We start from the raw sequence: 18005 nt of genomic DNA on the forward strand, positions 1-18005 counted from the left end.
TTGAGGAGTGGGGAAAATGAGCAGAACAGCAGTGAATGTAAAAAGTGATGTGCAAGCCGTATTAAACGAATTAAAAAGCAAGCAAATTCGTAATGTGTTTTTCGTCGCATGTGGAGGATCTTCTGCGATCATGTATCCAGCTAAGTATGTACTAGATCGAGAAGCTCAACATATTACATCCGATTTGTATAGCTCGAACGAATTTATCCACCGCAATCCGCAGCAGCTAGGAAAAGACTCCTTAGTTATTTTATGTTCTATGTCAGGAACAACTCCTGAGACTACAGAAGCAGCTAAGTTCGCTAAAAGCAAAGGCGCTTATGCTGTAGCCTTAACAAATGAACCTACTTCACCTTTAGCACACAGCGCAGATATTTTTATTAAGTATGAGTGGGGCAATGACATCGATGCTTTTGAAACAAACTTAGGCGTTTTATATCAGCTTGTATTTGGTCTCTTATACGTAGCAGAAAAAAATGATAAATTTGCAAAGTTAGTTACTAGCTTAGAAAATCTACAGTCTGTTTATGAAAAAGCTTTAGAATACGAAGCGAGCAACGCAAGAAAATTTGCTGAATCCCATAAGTCTGAACCGGTTATTTATACAATGGCCAGCGGCTCGAACTATGGAGCAGCCTATTCATTCAGCATCTGTATCTTGATGGAAATGCAGTGGATTCATTCTCACGCTATTCACGCTGGAGAGTATTTCCACGGTCCATTCGAAATTATTGATGAAAACGTACCGTTTATCATCCTAGCTGGACTAGATGAAACGAGACCTTTAGAAGAACGCGCCTTATCATTCTCTAAACGATATGGAAAGAAATTAACTGTTCTAGATGCAAAAGCATATGACTTCGAAGGAATTGATAAAGATGTGCAAGGGTATATCGCTCCTCTTATATTAAATCGTGTACTGCGTCAGTATGCCGAAGAATTAGCCGAAGCACGCAATCATCCTTTAAGTAAAAGACGCTACATGTGGAAAGTAGAATATTAATAACAATCCCTAATAAAGATAGAAATCTGTATATTTTCCTTACGAGTTATACTATAATGTTATAAAACATTATAGTATAACTTATATATGAAAGCACTTACAATAAGGGGGTTTCTATATGAAAAAGACAAATTTAATCTTAGCCTCACTTTTAAGTTGTTCTTTAATGCTCGGGGGGTGTGCGGGAAAACAAACGTCTTCAGACTCAGACACAGGAAAGACAACGTTAACATTCTTTCACAGATGGCCAAAAGAACCTGAAAAAAGCTACTTTGAAGAAGTTGTAAAAGAATTTGAAAAACAGCACCCTGATATTGATATTAAAACAGAAGCGGTGTTAAACGATTCGTATAAAGACAAAATTAAAGTTATGACAGGTACTAATACCCCTCCTGATGTGTACTTTTCTTGGAGCGATGAGTTTGCTAGACAATTTGTCAGAGGAAACAAAGCCTTAGATTTAACCTCTTATTATAAGAAGGATTCAGCGTGGTCTTCCAAGCTTGTTCAGTCTCAAATTAAACCATATACCGTTAATAAGAAAATTTACGGTGTTCCTGTCACAATGGACGGGAAAATGTTTTTTTACAACAAAGATATCTTCGATAAATTAGGATTAAAAGCGCCTACAAACTGGAACGAGCTACTAAATGTTTTAAGCGTGTTAAAAAAGAAGCATTATACAGCTTTAGAATTTGGAAGCCAGGATACGTGGACCATTTCTCACTACGTAGGAACCTTAAATCAGCGCATGGTAAAGCCTGACGTTCTTTCAAAAGACTATAATTCAAAAACTGGGACATTCACGGATAAAGGCTATGTAAAAGCTCTAGAAAAATTAGAAGAATTAGTTCCTTACTTTAATAAAAATACAAATTCGATTGATCATGAATATGCAAGACAACAATTTTCAAATGGAAAAGCAGCTATGTTTTATGCTGAAACCGCTGAAATTAAGCTTTTCGGTCCAACGAAATTTAAGATTGGCATGTTTAATTTTCCTAAATTAGAGGATGGAAAAGGAAATGCTACTAATTTAACTGGATCACCTGAAGGGTTTATGATTTCTTCTAAAACAAAGCATCCAAAAGAAGCGATGGAATTTCTTGAATTTTTAACATCAAAACAAATGGGTGAAAAGCTAGTAAAAGAAGTAGGGAAATACAGTGCAGTAAATGATACAGCTAACAGCAGTAATTCAACACCGGAGCAATTAGAAGCAGTAGATAATATTTTACAAGCCAAAGAGATGGCTCCATGGTTTGATATGGCAATCGATGCTCGAATTGCAGATGCTTATTTAACAGGGGCTCAGCTTATGCTAAATGGTGATAAAACACCTAAAGAAGTAATGAAAGATGTGCAAAAAGCTGCAGCGAGTGTTCGTGCTGAATCTAAAAAGTAAGGAAGTGAAAAAGCGATGTTAAAACGCAATAAGCTAACCCCTTATTTATATCTTCTTCCTGCTTTTGCTTTTTTACTACTTGTGTACATCCCTATTTTTCAGAATATTTGGGATAGTCTTTATGAGTGGAGCACATTTTCACCAGACAAAGTTTTTGTAGGAATAGATAATTATGTGCACTTATTTAAAGACCCTGTCTTTTATCAGGCACTCAAAAATAATATTCTTTATGCGGTCATTTCAATTATTTTTCAAGTAGGAGGCGGTCTAATTGTGGCTGCCGTTTTAGAAGATAAACTTATTCGAAGGTTTTCTCCTTTTTTTCGAACGGTTTATTTTTTACCAGTAGTGGTTTCGATGACTGTTATTGCCTTATTGTTTACTTTTTTTTACAATCCTGAAGTGGGGCTTTTAAATCAAATGCTCAAAATGATCGGATTAGACTCATTGGCAAAACCTTGGCTAGGAGATAGTAATACGGCTATTTATGCAGTTATTGCTGTATCTCAGTGGCAGTCTATCGGCTATATTGCCATGCTGTATATTGTAGCGATACAAAAAATCTCACCTGAATTGTATGAAGCAGCTGAAATAGACGGCGCTAATAAATTTAAAATGTTCTTTCATATTACTGTACCGCAAACAAAAGAAATGACATTTGTGGCTGTTATTTTAACGCTCACTGGTGCTTTTACAGTATTTAATGAACCTTATATTTTAACTGGAGGCGGACCGGGTACATCATCTGAAGTGCTAAGTACGTATTTATACAAAACAGCCTTTTCGAAAGATATGATGGGCTATGCTTCCTCAATTGCTACTGTCATTTTAATTATTACGCTGTTGATTTCTCTTATTCAAATGAAAGCATTTAAAACAGGAAAGGAAGACGCTTGATGCAGATGCCTAAAACAAATGTCACCTTACCTAATGTTGTCAATACAGCCACTAAAGAAAGAAAAAAGAAGAGGTACACAGGTGTAACGATAGTATATGTCGGATTGATTGTCTATTTTATCGTCATTGCGTATCCTTTGCTTTGGATGATTATAAGTTCTTTTAAAAGCACAGAGGAAATCTTTACTCACAGCTGGTCTATGCCGCATACTTGGCTAATTGAAAATTATGTGACAGCGTGGAAAAGTGGAATATCTTCTTACTTTTTAAACAGTGTGATCGTCACGGGCGCGTCTTGTTTTTTGACGGTCCTGGTCAGTGCGTTAGGAGCTTATGGACTATCACGCTTTGAGTTTCAAGGAAAAGCTTTTGTCCTCATTATATGTCTCGGAGGACTTATGCTTTCTCCTCAGGTAAGTTTAATCCCTTTGTATAGCATTATTCAAAAACTTGGAATCTATAATACACACTTGGCACTGATTCTCCCTTATGTTGCTTATCGAATTCCTTTAACCATTTTGTTAATTCGAGCTTATTTTCTTTCGATTCCAAAAGAACTGGAGGAAGCAGCTCGGTTAGATGGATGTACAAGCTTAGGGATTTTATTTCGAATTTTTATTCCAATGAGCACGCCCATTTTATTAACAACGACAATTTTGACAGCTTACTACACATGGAATGAATTTATGTTTGCCATTATCTTTATCGACGATGACAGTTTACGTACAATCCCAGCAGGATTAATGCAATTTAGAGACGCTTTGCAAACAGATTGGGGGGTATTACTAGCTGGACTGACCATTTCAGCAGCACCGATTGTTATGTTGTTTTTATTTATGCAAAAATATTTTATCCGTGGCATTGCTAACGGAAGTGTTAAATAATAGGAGGACAAGCAGATGAAACTAATTGGAGTAGGGGATAATGTAGTAGATTACTATAAAGATCAAGGAAAGATCTATCCAGGCGGCAACGCGCTAAATGTGGCCGTATTTTATAATAGATTGAGCAATCATCAGTCTTCCTATATGGGAATCGTGGGGAATGACGAATCGGCAGAGCATGTAGTAAATACTCTGCAGCAAGAAAAGATGGATATTAGCAGAGTAAGAAGAGCTGTAGGAGAGAATGGAATGGCGATTGTAACACTTGATGAACAAGGTGATCGAGTTTTTGTAGGATCAAATAAAGGGGGCGTTCAATCTAGGTTAAAACTAATGCTGAATGAATCGGATTTAACCTATATTCGCCAGCACGATCTTCTTCATACGAGCGTTTTTAGTCATTTAGAATCTGACCTTCCGTTGCTACATAAAATCATTGATATTTCCTTTGATTTTTCTACAAGATACGATGAGGAATATTTACAGCAAGTATGTCCATATATCAGCTATGCATTTTTCTCAGGAAGCAGCCTGCCAGAAGAAGAGTGTATGAATTTAATAAAGCGAGTACACCTGTTAGGAACCAGTGTCGTATGCGTGACAAGAGGAGAAGAGGGAGCTTTATTATCAGTCGAAAATCAGTTATTTAAACAGCCTATAATTCCTACAAATGTAGTGGATACGCTTGGGGCTGGAGATTCTTTTATAGCTGGTTTTCTTTCTTCTTATCTACCAGAAAAAAACATAGCCAAAGCCCTCCATAATGGATCATTGGTGGCATCACAAACTTGTCAGAATTACGGAGCATTTGGATATGGAAAAGAATATCATACAGACTGTGCGATAGTTTTAAAATGAATAAAATAGCGCCTTTGCTTTTAAAGCAAGGCGCTATTTTATTAAGAATTAGAACTGTCTATAGTGAACGTAACGCGATTCGCAGGGTAGTGTAGAAAAGATGAATGAATCGGTCTTTTTTGTGCATCATACGCCACTTTTTCCACTTTAAACAGCGGCTCTCCGACTTCACATTCTAAATGTTTTGCTTCATCCACGTTTGCAAATACCATGTTCAATAATTTTTTATTATGAACCGGAGTAATATTGTACTTATTTTTTATAGTATCGTACATTGAAACTGAATTATGGACGTGCTGATCTAAGTGTGGTAACAATTCTAAGGAGTAGTGAGAAATTTCTAAGGTAAGAGGCTGGTCGTCATAATACAGGATGCGCTGCAGTTCAAGGACTTCACTTTCTGGAGGGATTGATAACATCTTTGCCACATGAGCTTTTACAGGTTTTATACCAAAAGACAAAATTTTAGTCTGCGGTACTTTCCCTAATTCCGACATATACTCTGTATGCCCATTAACGGCAAACAGCTCTCTCTTAGCTTTTGGATATTGAACAAAGGTTCCTTTTCCTTGCTGACGTATCAGAAGGCCTTCTTCTACTAAATCTAATACGGCTTTTCTTACCGTAATCCGACTTACTCCGTATATATCGCACAAATCCGTTTCAATTGGAAGTTTTTCACCCGGAGTATAAACTCCTTTATTAATATCTTCTGTAATAGCCTGTTTTAACTGCATATATAAAGGCGTAGAGCTATGAGTATTTAGCTTCATCTTTTTCCTCCTCTTTCCTAAATACTTGCTTTTGAATATAATTATATTATAACGTAATGTGATGTTATATTACAATTTGCTTTTCTTCCTTTTTATCATGTATGTTTGATACAAAAGAAAGAAAAGTTGGCGAATTCAAAGTTCTATAGCATTCACCTTTCTTTTCTATTAATTGAAAACATGGGTAATGGTTAGACAAGCAATAGAAAATATGCAACAATTTTTATTACCAGCTTCTTCAACATAAGATAAAATAGAAGGTAAAAACTTTAATAAAAGGAGATTCCGCCATGGGTGAAAAAAAGAATATTGATATAGGTGGTCTTAGTTTTGCTTGGGATTTAGAAAAAGGCCAATTTAGCTTTGAGGGAGAAGATGCGATCCTTTTTTGGATTACTTCTGCGATGAAAACATTGTTTGACACAATCGAAGAAATATCTGGAGAAGAGGCAGCTTCTGTAGTACTGGAAACCACTGGTTTCCGACAGGGATTAGTAGTAGGAGAGTACTTTCAAAATATGGAAGGCGTAACGGTTTTTGAAGCGGCTGAGTTAATTACCAATACATACGCTTCGGCTGGATGGGGAAAAACTACTATCAAATATTTAAATCCTGAAAGTAAAACTCTATCTGCTGAATTAAAAGACAGTTGGGAACATAAAATTAACGTTGCGCAAAAGAAAACAAAGGGAGGAAATTTTCTTCCGGCCCATTATGCAGGGATTTTTACAGGACTATTTGGCACAAATATTTGGTACAAGGTGATTCAACATCAAATAGAAGGACATGAATGCACCACAGTAGAATACTTCCCTTCTAACATTGATATCACTCAAAATATTCATCAATTAGCGAGAAGAAAAGAAGCGCAGGAAATAGAACATTTGCAAAACATTGTAGCAGAAAAAACAGCAGAGTTAAAAGATCTTATTAAAAAGCTTTCTTCTCCTATTATTCCGGTTTTGGAAGGTATAGTCGTCGTTCCTTTGATTGGCAAATACGACGAGGATCGAACGGAAGATTTGATTGTCAATACATTAAATAACCTCCCAAAACACCAGGCTAATTATCTTGTGCTGGATTTAACCGGATTGGATAAAGAACTTACTGAATATACGGCAAGTCTTATTGAAAAATTAGGTGCAGCAGCGTCCCTGATTGGTACGAAAACAATTTTAGTAGGGATTTCTGCCGACTTAGGCTTAGTTATATCAAAGACCCATATTGATTTATCGAAATATGATTGTTTTCAAACATTGCAACACGGCATTCATTATGCATTGGCACAAAGCGGACGAAGCATCGTTTAAAAGATATATTTGAAATATAACAAAATGCACTCATTCAGCATCATAACAAATCTCTTTATTAAAGAACGGAAATGAATTGAAGGATTTCATTTTTCAAAAGATGAATTGACATGAAACCAAAAGGTGTTATATTGTTTTTATATAAAACTTTTTGGTGTTATTTTTTAAAAAGGAGAATGAAGATAACGATGAATGATAAAAGTGTAGTAGAAGATGTAAAACAGACGATAATATTTAACGCGCCGATTCAAAAAGTTTGGGATAAAGTAGCAAGCGCAGAAGGGCTCCAACAATGGTTCATGCCTAATGATTTTCAGCCTCAGGTAGGATATGAATTTCATTTGCAATCGCCTTTTGGCCCATCTCCGTGTAAAGTATTAGAAATAGATGCACCAAACTATCTTTCTTTCTCTTGGGATACGGATGGATGGGTCGTTTCGTTTACCTTAAAAGAAATGGGTAATCAAACTGAATTTACGCTTATTCATAGCGGGTGGAAAGAAGCTGAAACACTTCTTGAAAAAGCAAACGAAAAGAGTTCAGTGGTACGAGATAGAATGAGCTACGGGTGGATTAGTCTCGTAAATGAAAAACTTCGAAAGGTTGTTGAAAACTAAATGACTTCATCAGCTGCCAAGCATGATATCTTTCAAGCCATTGCTGATCCTACTCGAAGAAAAGTACTTGAGCTGCTTTCTGAAAAAGAATTGCCTATATCAGAAATAACGTCTCATTTTTCAATAAGCCGTACCGCTATTGTCAAGCATCTTCATATACTTTCAGAAGCAGACTTAGTCCATGGACAGAAAAAAGGCAGAGAAAAAGTGTATTGTCTTCAACCAGAGCCTTTAAAAGAAGTACAAGATTGGCTTTCTTACTACGAGCAATTTTGGACGAACAAATTATCTATTCTTCAGCATATTGTTGAAAGAGATGAAGAAAGAAATCAATAGAAAAAGCATAAAAACGTTTTTTTATAGGGAATATAGCAAAGCCAGTCGTTAAAAAGACTGGCTGTTTTACATAAAAGCTGGTTTTATTCTAGAAGGACAAATAAAAGAACGATGCAGAACAACATAGGACATTTCTTGAAATAAAAAGATAGACCTTTAGAAGAAAAAAAGGGGGAGACAGAGCAATGAACAAGCTTTTATTTTATGGGACGAGCGATGCTCAAGGAGTGCCTCGATTATTATGTGACTGTAAAGTATGTACACAAAAAGATCAATTAAATCAGCGCACAAGGCCTAGTGCACAGTTTACAATGGACGGTAACGTGTTTTTGATTGACGTATCACCCGATTTTAAACATCAATTTCACTTATACAATAACAAAAAAATCCCTTCTACCGTTTTTATTACTCATCCTCACAATGACCATGTGGCTGGTTTAGGAGATTTAGCAGACTTATGCTATTGGAATAATGTAAATACAGAGGTCGTAGGAGCGCCTGAAGTCATCAGCGAGTTAACCGAAAGATTTCCTTATCTCGCAAAAAGAAAAGGGCTTACCTTTAAAGGAAGGTTAAAATGGGATAGTGGAGAAACAACCATTACGTTTCATAAAGTAAATCACGGATTTAACGGTCATTCCTACGGCATTGTGGTTCATCAAAAACAAGGCGAACGCTGGGCGTATGTATCCGATTCTTTTAATGTGACAAAAGAACAGTGGCAGCCCTTTTACCACTTAGATTTACTGATATTTGGTACATCTTTCTGGAAAGAATATCTTCAAAAAGAAAAAAGATCCGTATATGACGTGACAGAGGCAATGGAGATCAAAGCGAAGCTACAGGCCAAAAACATGGTATTTACTCATTTATCACATGATATTGATATCCAAAAGCACGCCGAGATGCTTTCAGATGAAAACGTAAGCTTTGCCTATGACGGACGCGAGATTTTATTACCCTAAAGCAATACATAAAGCCATAAAAGGTTTCATTTAAAGAAGCAGCGTAGCTAAAGCGCTGCTTCTTTAAGTTTGTAAATTAGATATGTTCGATAAAGTTGCTCACAACTTTGTTAAATCGATCGCTTTCTTCCAGAAAAGGGCAGTGGCAGCTGTTCTCAAAAACTTCAAGTACAGAACCTGAAACCAGCTTTTGAATATGTCTTCCAGCTGCTACCGGAATGAGCTTTTCTTCTTTTCCAAAGCACAGTAAGGTAGGGATTGCAATAAACGGGAGAAAATCTCGATAGTCCACAATGGATTGATCAAACAAAATAGCACTGGCTATCGACTCAGGCATTTTCGTTCCTTCTTTCATAATCCAATGTTTATCTTCTTCAGTTAATTCATCCTTAAACATAAGCGGAATAAAATTTTCTAATGTACTTGTTCGATCAAGCTGAATACCCTGCATGAGCGAAATAAGAGCAGGTAAATCAAATGCACCGATCGGAAAGTCGGGCCATTTAAAATCTGAAGCCATTTCATCTACAATAATATTTCCTTTTACATTTTCTTGACCAAATTGTTTCAAATATTCCCATACAACAAAAGCACCCATCGACCAGCCTACTAATATGACGTCTTTTAATTGATGAGTGGTTATAAACTCATGCACATCACGAGCATAAGTGGAAATTGTATGGCCGTATGGAGTATGACTTGAATTTCCATGTCCTCTTAAATCCAAAAGAATAGTTTGATACTGTTTTGAAAAAAAAGAAAGCTGGTTATGGAAAAAACGACTGCTCATCCAAACTCCGTGAATGAAAATAATAGGTGTTCCTTCCCCTTGTTGTTCATAGTACAAAGTTGCACCGTCTTTTAATGTATAAAAAGGCATTATTTTTGCCCCCAATCTCAAAGATTTATATCTCATCATGTATGCGCGGGCACATTCATGTAGAACGTATCGCGTCAATAAAATTTTTATTGAAGAACAAATCCTAGAAGTGGACGCTTTGATATGTTATACTATTACAGGCTTAAATACTGTATGTTTTTGAAACAATCATTCACTGTAATACTTTTTAGATAGAAGCATCCTCATAAAAAGGATGTTGTTTTTGTCGTAATGTACCTTTAAGTAATGAATTGTTACCATCAATTCGGTTCACAATAACCGACCTACATGCATTATATCTTGCAAATATAAACAGATAGGTGGAAGAAGCAACATGACTGAAAGAAAACCATATCAAGTACTACTATATTATTTGTACACTCCAATTGAAAATCCTGAAGAGTTCACAGCTGAGCACTTGGCATTTTGTAAAGAGCTTGAATTAAAAGGACGCATTTTAATTGCGGCTGAAGGGATCAATGGAACGGTATCAGGGACAGTTGAACAAACAGATAAATACATGGAAACGATGAAAAATGATCCTCGTTTTGAAGGTATTGTATTTAAAATAGACGAAGCAGATGAACATGCGTTCAAAAAAATGCACGTGCGTCACCGCAAAGAATTAGTAACTCTTCGATTAGAAGATGATGTGAATCCTCTTCGCGTAACGGGTAATTACTTAAGCCCAAAAGAATTTTATCAAGCGATGCAAGATGAGAATACGGTCGTAATTGATGCACGAAACGATTATGAATACGATTTAGGTCATTTCCGAGGAGCTGTTCGTCCGGATATTCGAAACTTCCGTGAGCTTCCTGAATGGATTCGCGACAACAAAGATCAGTTTGAAGATAAAAAAATCTTAACTTACTGCACAGGCGGTATTCGCTGTGAAAAATTCTCTGGATGGCTTCTTGAAGAAGGTTTCGAAGATGTAAGCCAGCTTCACGGAGGTATTGTAACATACGGAAAAGATCCTGAAGTACAAGGTGAACTATGGGACGGTCAGTGCTATGTATTTGATGAGCGCATCAGCGTACCAGTTAACCAAAAAGAGCATGTGATTGTCGGAAAAGACCACTTTACCGGCGAGCCTTGTGAACGTTATGTTAACTGTGCAAATCCAGAATGCAATAAGAAAATCTTAGCTTCTGAAGAAAATGAACACAAATATTTACGCGCTTGTTCACATGAATGCCGAGTGAGCCCTCGTAACCGCTATGTAAAAGAACACGGTTTAACAGAAGAAGAGTTTGCAGCACGTGTTAAAGAATTAGAAAAAGAACACGTAACTTTATAATAAAAAAAGCAGCACGCTATACAAAGCGTGCTGCTTTTTTATGAAAAGATTCTCTTAGAACCTGGTGTTTAAAGAATGTCATACAACGGGTATTTATGAAAAAGGAAAGATATTCCTAGCTTTTTTATTTGTATAAAAGAATATTTTTTTGAGGAAGCCATAAAAAAGCTTGTACATAAAAACGAAAAAGGAGCTTGAAAATGGAAGCGAAAATTGAAAAAAAGTACGATGGCCGTTTGCTTGAAGGACCCCTATGGGATGAAGAAAATCAAAAATTAGTGCTAGTAGACATCTTAGATAAAAAGCTTCTTACGTACGATCCAAAAACGACAACCTTAGAAGGTATTGCTCTTCCTTCAGTCGTTACAAGCGTTTCTAAAACCAATCATTCAAATTTGATTGTCTCCACCCGTAATCAGCTGCTTTTAGTTGATAAAAACAAAAAGAATCATGAAGAGTATATCCGCTTAGATACTCTTGAAAAAACCATGCGTTTTAATGATGGAAAATGTGATCCATATAATCGCTTTTGGATTGGAACGATGAGTGAAGAAGATGAAGAAGGAAAAGCCCAGCTGTACGTAGTAGATGAAAAAGGTGTCATTAAGAGCGCTAAAGAAGGATTAAGCGTGTCAAACGGGCTAGCGTGGAATCGAACAGGAGACAAATTCTTTCTGGTTGATTCACCGAAAAATAAAATTATGTCTTATTCGTTTTCTAAAGAAACAACAAGGCTCGAAGATGAAAAAGTGGTGATTGACCTTTCAGATATGGACGGGTTTCCTGATGGAATGACAATTGATGAACACGATCGATTATGGGTAGCACTTTGGGGAGGTTCGAAAGTCATTTGTGTAGATCCAGATAAAGGAGAAATTATAGAATCTATTCATCTTCCTGTTTCCAATGTAACCTGCTGTACATTTGGAGGAGACGATTTACAAACCTTATTTATCACCACAGCTAAGGAAGAAGAAAAATACGAAGAAGCTGCCGGCTCTATTTTTTCATGCCGAGTAGGAGTAAAAGGCGTGCCGGCTTATACTTACGTGTACTAGATAAGCGCTTATCAAAATGTAAAGATTCCTAAAGCCCAGTAACGAGAGATGTTACATACAGCTTCTACAATTCCTTTACATTGTGTTCATTTCTTTACATTTTATTCTTTATGTGGAAGAGGAATAAAATATGGGGACAACGAATTTCCATAAAGAAGCCTTTTAAAGAATATGAACACTTCTATTGGGTAATAATGGGTAAAGGTAGAAAAGGAGGAATTGTTTTGGAACAAACATTGTATGAAAAAGTGGGCGGACAAGAAGCTATTGAAAAAGTAGTTGATTATTTTTATTCTGAGCTCGTGTTAAAAGATGAAACGGTCAGTCACTTTTTCGAGCATACGGATATGAATAAACAGCGTCGACATCAAGCCAAGTTTATAAGCTTTGCCTTAGGTGGACCGAATCAATATTCAGGAAAGTCGATGGCCAAAGCACATGCAAATATGAATATTCAACCCGAACATTTTAATGCAATTGCTAAGCATCTTCACGATGCACTTGCTCACTTTAATGTTGAAGAGCCGGATATTGACCAAGCATTAAATAAAGTTGAATCCCTAAGAAATGATATTCAATATAAATAAATTATAAAAAAGAAGGTTACTGTGACCTTCTTTTTTTGTGCTCAAAGCTGTGATGTATGAAGGAAACATGGAAAAGACATCGTAATATGATAAAAATGCAATAGGTAAAAATATTTATCGAAAGTCTGGGAGTGGGAGTATGTCAGCAATTAATGGGAAGCAGTACGTAGAGAGAATTAATCAATTAAAAGCAAATGTATGGGTTGATGGCAAGCTCGTAACAGGCAATATATCAGAACATCCGGCTTTTAAAGGAGCCATTAACAGTCAAGCTAAACTTTATGATTTTCAGCATGATAAAAAAATTAAAGATATCATGACATACCAATCTCCGGATTCTGAGGATTTTTTTGGTACATCTTATTTACAGCCTACAACAAAAGAAGAGTTAAAAAAACGACGAGAGATGACTCAGCAATGGGCGCAATTAACCCATGGTATGATGGGAAGAAGTCCGGATTATATGAATACCGTATTGATGGCTTTTGCATCCTCTGCAGAACTCCTGAGAGGAACAGAAAATTGCTTTCCTGAAAACATCATTTCTTATTATGAATATGTGAGAGAGCACGATTTATCGCTCACTCATACATTCATCGATCCTCAAGTCAATCGAATCCAATTTTATTACGAGCAAAACGACGAACCGATAGCAGCAAAAATAATTGATAAAAACAATGAGGGAATCGTTATTCAAGGCGCGAAACTGCTTGCTACACAGGGTGGAATGACGGATGAGCTGCTCGTACTGTCTTCAGCGGGCATTCAAGGAAAAGAAAAAGGATTTGCTTTTTCGATTCCAAGTAATACAAAAGGAATTAAATTTATTTGTAGAGAATCATTTGCAGGAAAAGATTCGGCGTTTGATTATCCATTAAGTTCTAGATTTGAAGAAATGGATACAATTGTTGTCTTTGACCATGTATTAGTACCGTGGAACCGCGTGTTTTTCTATGAAAATGTAGACGTATCAAATACATTCCTTGCTTCTAGTTCCTTCTCAGCTTTTGCTCTGCATCAAGTAACTTCAAGGAGAATTGTCAAAACAGAGTTTGTATTAGGGATTGTACAATCTCTGATTGAAACCATTAACATTATAGACTATCCGCATGTACGAGAAAAAGCAACAGAGCTTATTATTGCGTTAGAAACGATGAAAGCTCTCGTGATGAAAGCAGAAGAAGAAGCGGAGATTGATCCATGGGGATACATGCGTCCGAATGAAACTACACTTCGTATTGCCGCAAATATATTTTCAAAAACCTATCCTACCTTTACAGAGATTATCCAGATTTTAGGTGCGAGCGGACTAATGGCAATACCAACAGAAAATACGTGCCGCTCATTGGTTAAAGAAGATATTACGCGTTATTTGCAAGCTAAATCGAGAGGGGCAGAAGATCGTATTAAGCTTTTTCGACTAGCGTGGGATTTAACTATGAGTCCGTTTGGTACAAGGGAAACACTGTATGAACGTTTTTTCTTTGGGGAGCCTGTACAGTTAACCAGTTATCTGTACTTATCTTACGATAAAGAGCGCTATGTACAGAGAGTAACCGATTTTTTGAAAAGTTAACGGAGGAAACAAACCTCCGCTGGGTATGATAGTTTCGTTACAAAAACAGCGGAGATGCTTATTGAATAAATTTGAAAAATCTGCAATAATTTTCAGGGAATCATTTCTGTGAAAATACTAAGGAATACTATAAAGATAGGATGTTACAATGAAGCAATTAATCTATTTTGGTTTAGAACAAGCAAAATCTTGTGTTTTTCCTGTTATCATTTTTCTTACATTGGCTATGACAAAAACAATTGAAGTACCATTTATTTCTAGATATGACCTTATTTTATTAGTCTGTCTAGGAACTCAAGTTTTAATGGTGATGTTTAAACGAGAAACGCTTGATGAAGTAAAAGTCATCGCAGTATTTCATTTAATTGGGCTAGCGTTAGAACTCTACAAAGTTCATATGGGCTCATGGAGCTATCCAGAGAAAGCTTTCACTAAAGTCTGGGGAGTTCCGCTGTACAGCGGATTTATGTATGCTAGTGTAGCCAGCTACATGTGCCAAGTGTGGAGAAGGCTTGAATTAAAGCTTACGAATTGGCCTTCTACGTGGGTTGTCAGTATACTAAGTATGGCTATTTACCTTAATTTTTTCACGCATCATTTTATTTACGACTTCCGCTGGTTTTTAAAACTTTTTACTTTACTTATTTTTTATCGAACTTTTGTATATTTTACGGTTAACAAACGTACGTATCGCATGCCTTTAGTATTGTCTTTTGTACTGATTGGCTTTTTCATTTGGATCGCTGAAAATATCGCAACATTTTTCGGGGCATGGCAGTATCCAGATCAACAGCAGCAGTGGACAATGGTTCATATAAGTAAAATTAGCTCTTGGCTTCTTCTTGTGATTATTAGTTTCTTGATTGTTGCTTTACTAAAGCATTTAAAAGAAAATCAAAACCAATTTAAACAAAGGGAGAAATCAAAAGAAACAAATGAAATATATGAAAGATAGAAACATAACTATGTATATGTACATACACACTATTAATATGAAGTGCAGGATCTTTGGAGGCCTATATGCAAGAATATATTTTTTATCTTCCCTATTTTAAATCAGCGGGGAAGACCGTAGCAGTTAAAAATGAAAATGGAGAAAACGTCGGACAGCTTAAGAGAGCGCATAAAAATATGTGGACTAAAAGTATTGATTTTTTAACTCGTGATGGACTTCCAGTTTTAGATTCTATTTCTTGGTTTCCTATCTTCTCCTGCGGCTTAAAGGTACATTTACAAGTTCAATGGGAAGGAAGAACGGTGCTTATTGATCACGTGGAAAAACACCGGTGGGTGATAAAAGAAAATGGAAAAACAGTGGGGTATCTATTAGGGAAAGGAATAATTAAAAACGAAGGGGAACAAGAAATTAGATGGTTAAATAACGTCTACATGTTAAGCAGTCATGAAGCCATAGAGGAAGCGTGTATTTTTAATCAAAAAAGAGAAAAAGTCGCAGAGTTTAAATCAGACCTTTTTCATTTTAAAGAAGGCAAACACTCAATAAGAGTAATAGAAGAACTGCCGGTACCCATTTTTATTGCTTCTTACTATATAACTAATTTTATTATGTTATACATATAATCAGGCGCAGAGTGATTCTGCGCCTGATTTTTATATCATGATTTTACAAATATCATTTGTGAATTCAACGGGATCACTAATAGATAAGCCTTCAATTAAAAGAGCCTGATTATATAATAGATTTGTATAAAGGTCTAATTTTGCTTTATCATTTTCAAGTGCTTCTTTTAAAGAAGCGAACACATCGTGATTTACGTTAATTTCTAGCACTTTTTCTGCTTTTACATGCTGATTGTCAGGCATAGCACTTAAAATTTTCTCCATTTCAATCGTTACTTCACCATCAGCTGATAAGCAAACGGGATGTGTTTTTAAACGTTTAGACGCGCGCACATCTCCTACTTTTCCCGCCAAAGCTTTCTTCATATAGTTAAATAGCTCTTTATTCTCTTTTTCCTCAGACTCATTGAGCTGTTCTTCTTCTGATTCAATCCCCAAGTCACTGCTTGAAACAGATTTAAATTCTTTTTCTTCATACGTCATTAACATTTTAATCGCAAATTCATCGATATCCTCTGTGAAATACAGAATTTCGTATCCTTTATCTGCAACCAATTCTGCTTGAGGAAGTTTTTCAATTCGGTCGTACGATTCACCTGATGCATAATAGATATACTTTTGATCCTCAGGCATGCGCGATACATACTCATCTAGTGTTACGAGCTTTTTCTCTGTAGAAGAATAGAATAAAAGCAGGTCTTTTAACAAGTCTTTGTTGCTGCCAAAATCACTGTAAACGCCGTACTTCAGCTGGCGGCCAAATGATTCATAAAACTTCTCGTACTTTTCACGTTCGTTTTTAAGCAAGCTTTTTAATTCATTTTTGATTTTCTTGCCGATGTTTTTGGCAATCAGCTGAAGCTGGCGGTCTTGCTGCAAAATTTCACGTGAAATATTAAGAGATAAATCTTCAGAATCTACCATACCTTTTACAAAGCTAAAGTAATCCGGAAGAAGATCTGCACATTTATTCATAATTAAGACGCCGTTTGAGTAGAGTTCAAGTCCTTTTTCAAATTCTTTTGAGTAGTAATCAAACGGACTATTTTCTGGAATAAATAAAATAGCATTGTAGCGAATCGTTCCATCCACGTTAATATGAAGGTGAGTGAGCGGTTTATCAAATCCATAGCGTTTTTCTGAATAAAACTGCTCATAGTCTTCTGAAGTCAATTCATTTTTATTTTTCTTCCAGATCGGTACCATACTGTTGATAACTTGTTCTTCTGTATAATCTTCTAGCTCGTTATCAGAACCTTCTTTAGGACGTTTTTCCGTTATGTCCATTTTAATCGGGTAGCGGATAAAGTCTGAATACTTTTTAATGATCTCTTTTAAACGATATTCTTCTAGATACTCATCATATGTTTCATCTTCTGTATTTTCTTTAATTTTTAAAATGATTTGAGTTCCAACCGTTTCTTTTTCGCACCGCTCGATTGTATAACCATCAGCACCAGTAGATTCCCATTTATAGGCTTTATCGCTGCCTAAAGCTTTACTAATCACTGTTACGACATCTGCTACCATAAACGCTGCGTAAAACCCAACGCCGAATTGGCCGATAATCGTGTGCCCGTCCTTTGTTTCATTTTCGTTTTTAAACGCAAGAGAGCCGCTTCTCGCAATTGTGCCCAAGCTGCTTTCAAGCTCTTCTTGCGTCATGCCAATTCCAGTATCCGTAATGGTTAAGGTACGGTCAGCTTTATCTGGTGTTACTTTTATGTAGTAGCTTTCTTTGTTAAAATGCAAGGAGTCGTCTGTTAAAGCTTTGTAATAAATTTTATCGATTGCATCACTTGAATTTGATAGAAGTTCTCTCAAAAATACTTCTTTTTGAGAATAGATGGAATTAATCATCATCTCTAATAATCGCTTTGATTCAGCTTTGAATTCTTTTTTTGACATAAGAAATTCTCCTTTCCAAATAGGGCTTATAAAACAATTAGCACTTGAGTGGATAGAGTGCTAA

At 36.2% G+C, this 18005-nt stretch carries 18 protein-coding genes; 15 read left to right on the forward strand and 3 right to left on the reverse strand.

Annotation, left to right across the window (positions count from 1 at the left end; genetic code table 11):
- The first annotated feature begins 16 nt into the window (after positions 1-16).
- The 5 genes from OK414_RS12260 to OK414_RS12280 all read left to right on the forward strand — a co-directional run bounded on the left by OK414_RS12260 (position 17) and on the right by OK414_RS12280 (position 5047).
- Complete coding sequence (locus OK414_RS12260) at positions 17-1003, forward strand: SIS domain-containing protein (protein WP_263045643.1); 987 nt, start codon at positions 17-19, stop codon at positions 1001-1003.
- A 118-nt stretch (positions 1004-1121) separates the two neighbouring features.
- Complete coding sequence (locus OK414_RS12265) at positions 1122-2408, forward strand: ABC transporter substrate-binding protein (RefSeq protein ID WP_013083210.1); 1287 nt, start codon at positions 1122-1124, stop codon at positions 2406-2408.
- 15 nt (positions 2409-2423) lie between these two features.
- Complete coding sequence (locus OK414_RS12270; protein ID WP_016764157.1) at positions 2424-3305, forward strand: carbohydrate ABC transporter permease; 882 nt, start codon at positions 2424-2426, stop codon at positions 3303-3305.
- On the forward strand, positions 3305-4189 hold the full coding sequence (locus tag OK414_RS12275) for a carbohydrate ABC transporter permease (protein ID WP_016764158.1): 885 nt from the start codon (positions 3305-3307) through the stop codon (positions 4187-4189). Before OK414_RS12270 ends, OK414_RS12275 begins: the two co-directional genes overlap by 1 nt.
- A gap of 15 nt (positions 4190-4204) precedes the next feature.
- Complete coding sequence (locus OK414_RS12280; protein ID WP_016764159.1) at positions 4205-5047, forward strand: fructoselysine 6-kinase; 843 nt, start codon at positions 4205-4207, stop codon at positions 5045-5047.
- Between the two features lie 41 nt (positions 5048-5088).
- Here the strand turns inward: OK414_RS12280 and OK414_RS12285 are convergent, their stop codons facing one another.
- Positions 5089-5820 (reverse strand): GntR family transcriptional regulator, encoded by a 732-nt coding sequence (locus OK414_RS12285; RefSeq protein WP_016764160.1) that lies wholly within the window; start codon positions 5818-5820, stop codon positions 5089-5091.
- 290 nt (positions 5821-6110) lie between these two features.
- On the opposite strand from OK414_RS12285, the gene OK414_RS12290 reads away from it, so the two are divergent.
- The 4 genes from OK414_RS12290 (at position 6111) to OK414_RS12305 (ending at position 9048) form a co-directional block, all read left to right on the forward strand.
- Positions 6111-7130, forward strand: a complete 1020-nt coding sequence (locus tag OK414_RS12290) for an STAS domain-containing protein (RefSeq protein ID WP_263045644.1) — start codon at positions 6111-6113, stop codon at positions 7128-7130.
- Positions 7131-7318: 188 nt separating this feature from the next.
- Positions 7319-7747, forward strand: a complete 429-nt coding sequence (locus tag OK414_RS12295) for an SRPBCC family protein (RefSeq protein WP_016764162.1) — start codon at positions 7319-7321, stop codon at positions 7745-7747.
- Positions 7748-8083 carry an ArsR/SmtB family transcription factor gene (locus OK414_RS12300; RefSeq protein ID WP_016764163.1) on the forward strand — a complete coding sequence of 112 codons (336 nt, stop codon included), beginning with the start codon at positions 7748-7750 and terminating at the stop codon, positions 8081-8083. It abuts the gene before it with no gap.
- 185 nt (positions 8084-8268) lie between these two features.
- Positions 8269-9048: an MBL fold metallo-hydrolase gene (locus OK414_RS12305; protein ID WP_034651985.1), complete on the forward strand. Its 780-nt coding sequence runs from the start codon at positions 8269-8271 to the stop codon at positions 9046-9048.
- 76 nt (positions 9049-9124) lie between these two features.
- On the opposite strand, the gene OK414_RS12310 is transcribed toward OK414_RS12305, so the two are convergent.
- The gene (locus OK414_RS12310; protein WP_013083218.1) at positions 9125-9928 is read right to left on the reverse strand and encodes an alpha/beta fold hydrolase; all 804 of its coding nucleotides are present in this window, start codon (positions 9926-9928) and stop codon (positions 9125-9127) included.
- Between the two features lie 334 nt (positions 9929-10262).
- Between OK414_RS12310 and OK414_RS12315 the strand changes: the two genes are divergently transcribed.
- From OK414_RS12315 to OK414_RS12340, 6 genes are all read left to right on the forward strand, one after another.
- Positions 10263-11231: a rhodanese-related sulfurtransferase gene (locus OK414_RS12315; protein ID WP_016764165.1), complete on the forward strand. Its 969-nt coding sequence runs from the start codon at positions 10263-10265 to the stop codon at positions 11229-11231.
- 200 nt (positions 11232-11431) lie between these two features.
- Positions 11432-12289 (forward strand): SMP-30/gluconolactonase/LRE family protein, encoded by an 858-nt coding sequence (locus OK414_RS12320; protein WP_034651983.1) that lies wholly within the window; start codon positions 11432-11434, stop codon positions 12287-12289.
- A gap of 224 nt (positions 12290-12513) precedes the next feature.
- A complete protein-coding gene (locus OK414_RS12325; RefSeq protein WP_216875938.1) occupies positions 12514-12876 on the forward strand; it encodes a group I truncated hemoglobin in 363 nt (120 codons plus the stop codon).
- Positions 12877-13015: 139 nt separating this feature from the next.
- Positions 13016-14452: a 4-hydroxyphenylacetate 3-monooxygenase, oxygenase component gene (gene hpaB / locus OK414_RS12330; protein WP_047932463.1), complete on the forward strand. Its 1437-nt coding sequence runs from the start codon at positions 13016-13018 to the stop codon at positions 14450-14452.
- 148 nt (positions 14453-14600) lie between these two features.
- Positions 14601-15407, forward strand: coding sequence for a DUF817 domain-containing protein (locus OK414_RS12335; RefSeq protein ID WP_016764168.1), 807 nt, complete (start codon positions 14601-14603; stop codon positions 15405-15407).
- 65 nt (positions 15408-15472) lie between these two features.
- On the forward strand, positions 15473-16033 hold the full coding sequence (locus OK414_RS12340; protein ID WP_095379730.1) for a hypothetical protein: 561 nt from the start codon (positions 15473-15475) through the stop codon (positions 16031-16033).
- 30 nt (positions 16034-16063) lie between these two features.
- On the opposite strand, the gene htpG is transcribed toward OK414_RS12340, so the two are convergent.
- A complete protein-coding gene (htpG, locus tag OK414_RS12345; RefSeq protein ID WP_221787483.1) occupies positions 16064-17941 on the reverse strand; it encodes a molecular chaperone HtpG in 1878 nt (625 codons plus the stop codon).
- Positions 17942-18005 lie beyond the last annotated feature (64 nt).

It is taken from the genome of Priestia sp. JV24 (assembly GCF_025910025.1).
GTDB lineage: Bacteria > Bacillota > Bacilli > Bacillales > Bacillaceae_H > Priestia > Priestia megaterium.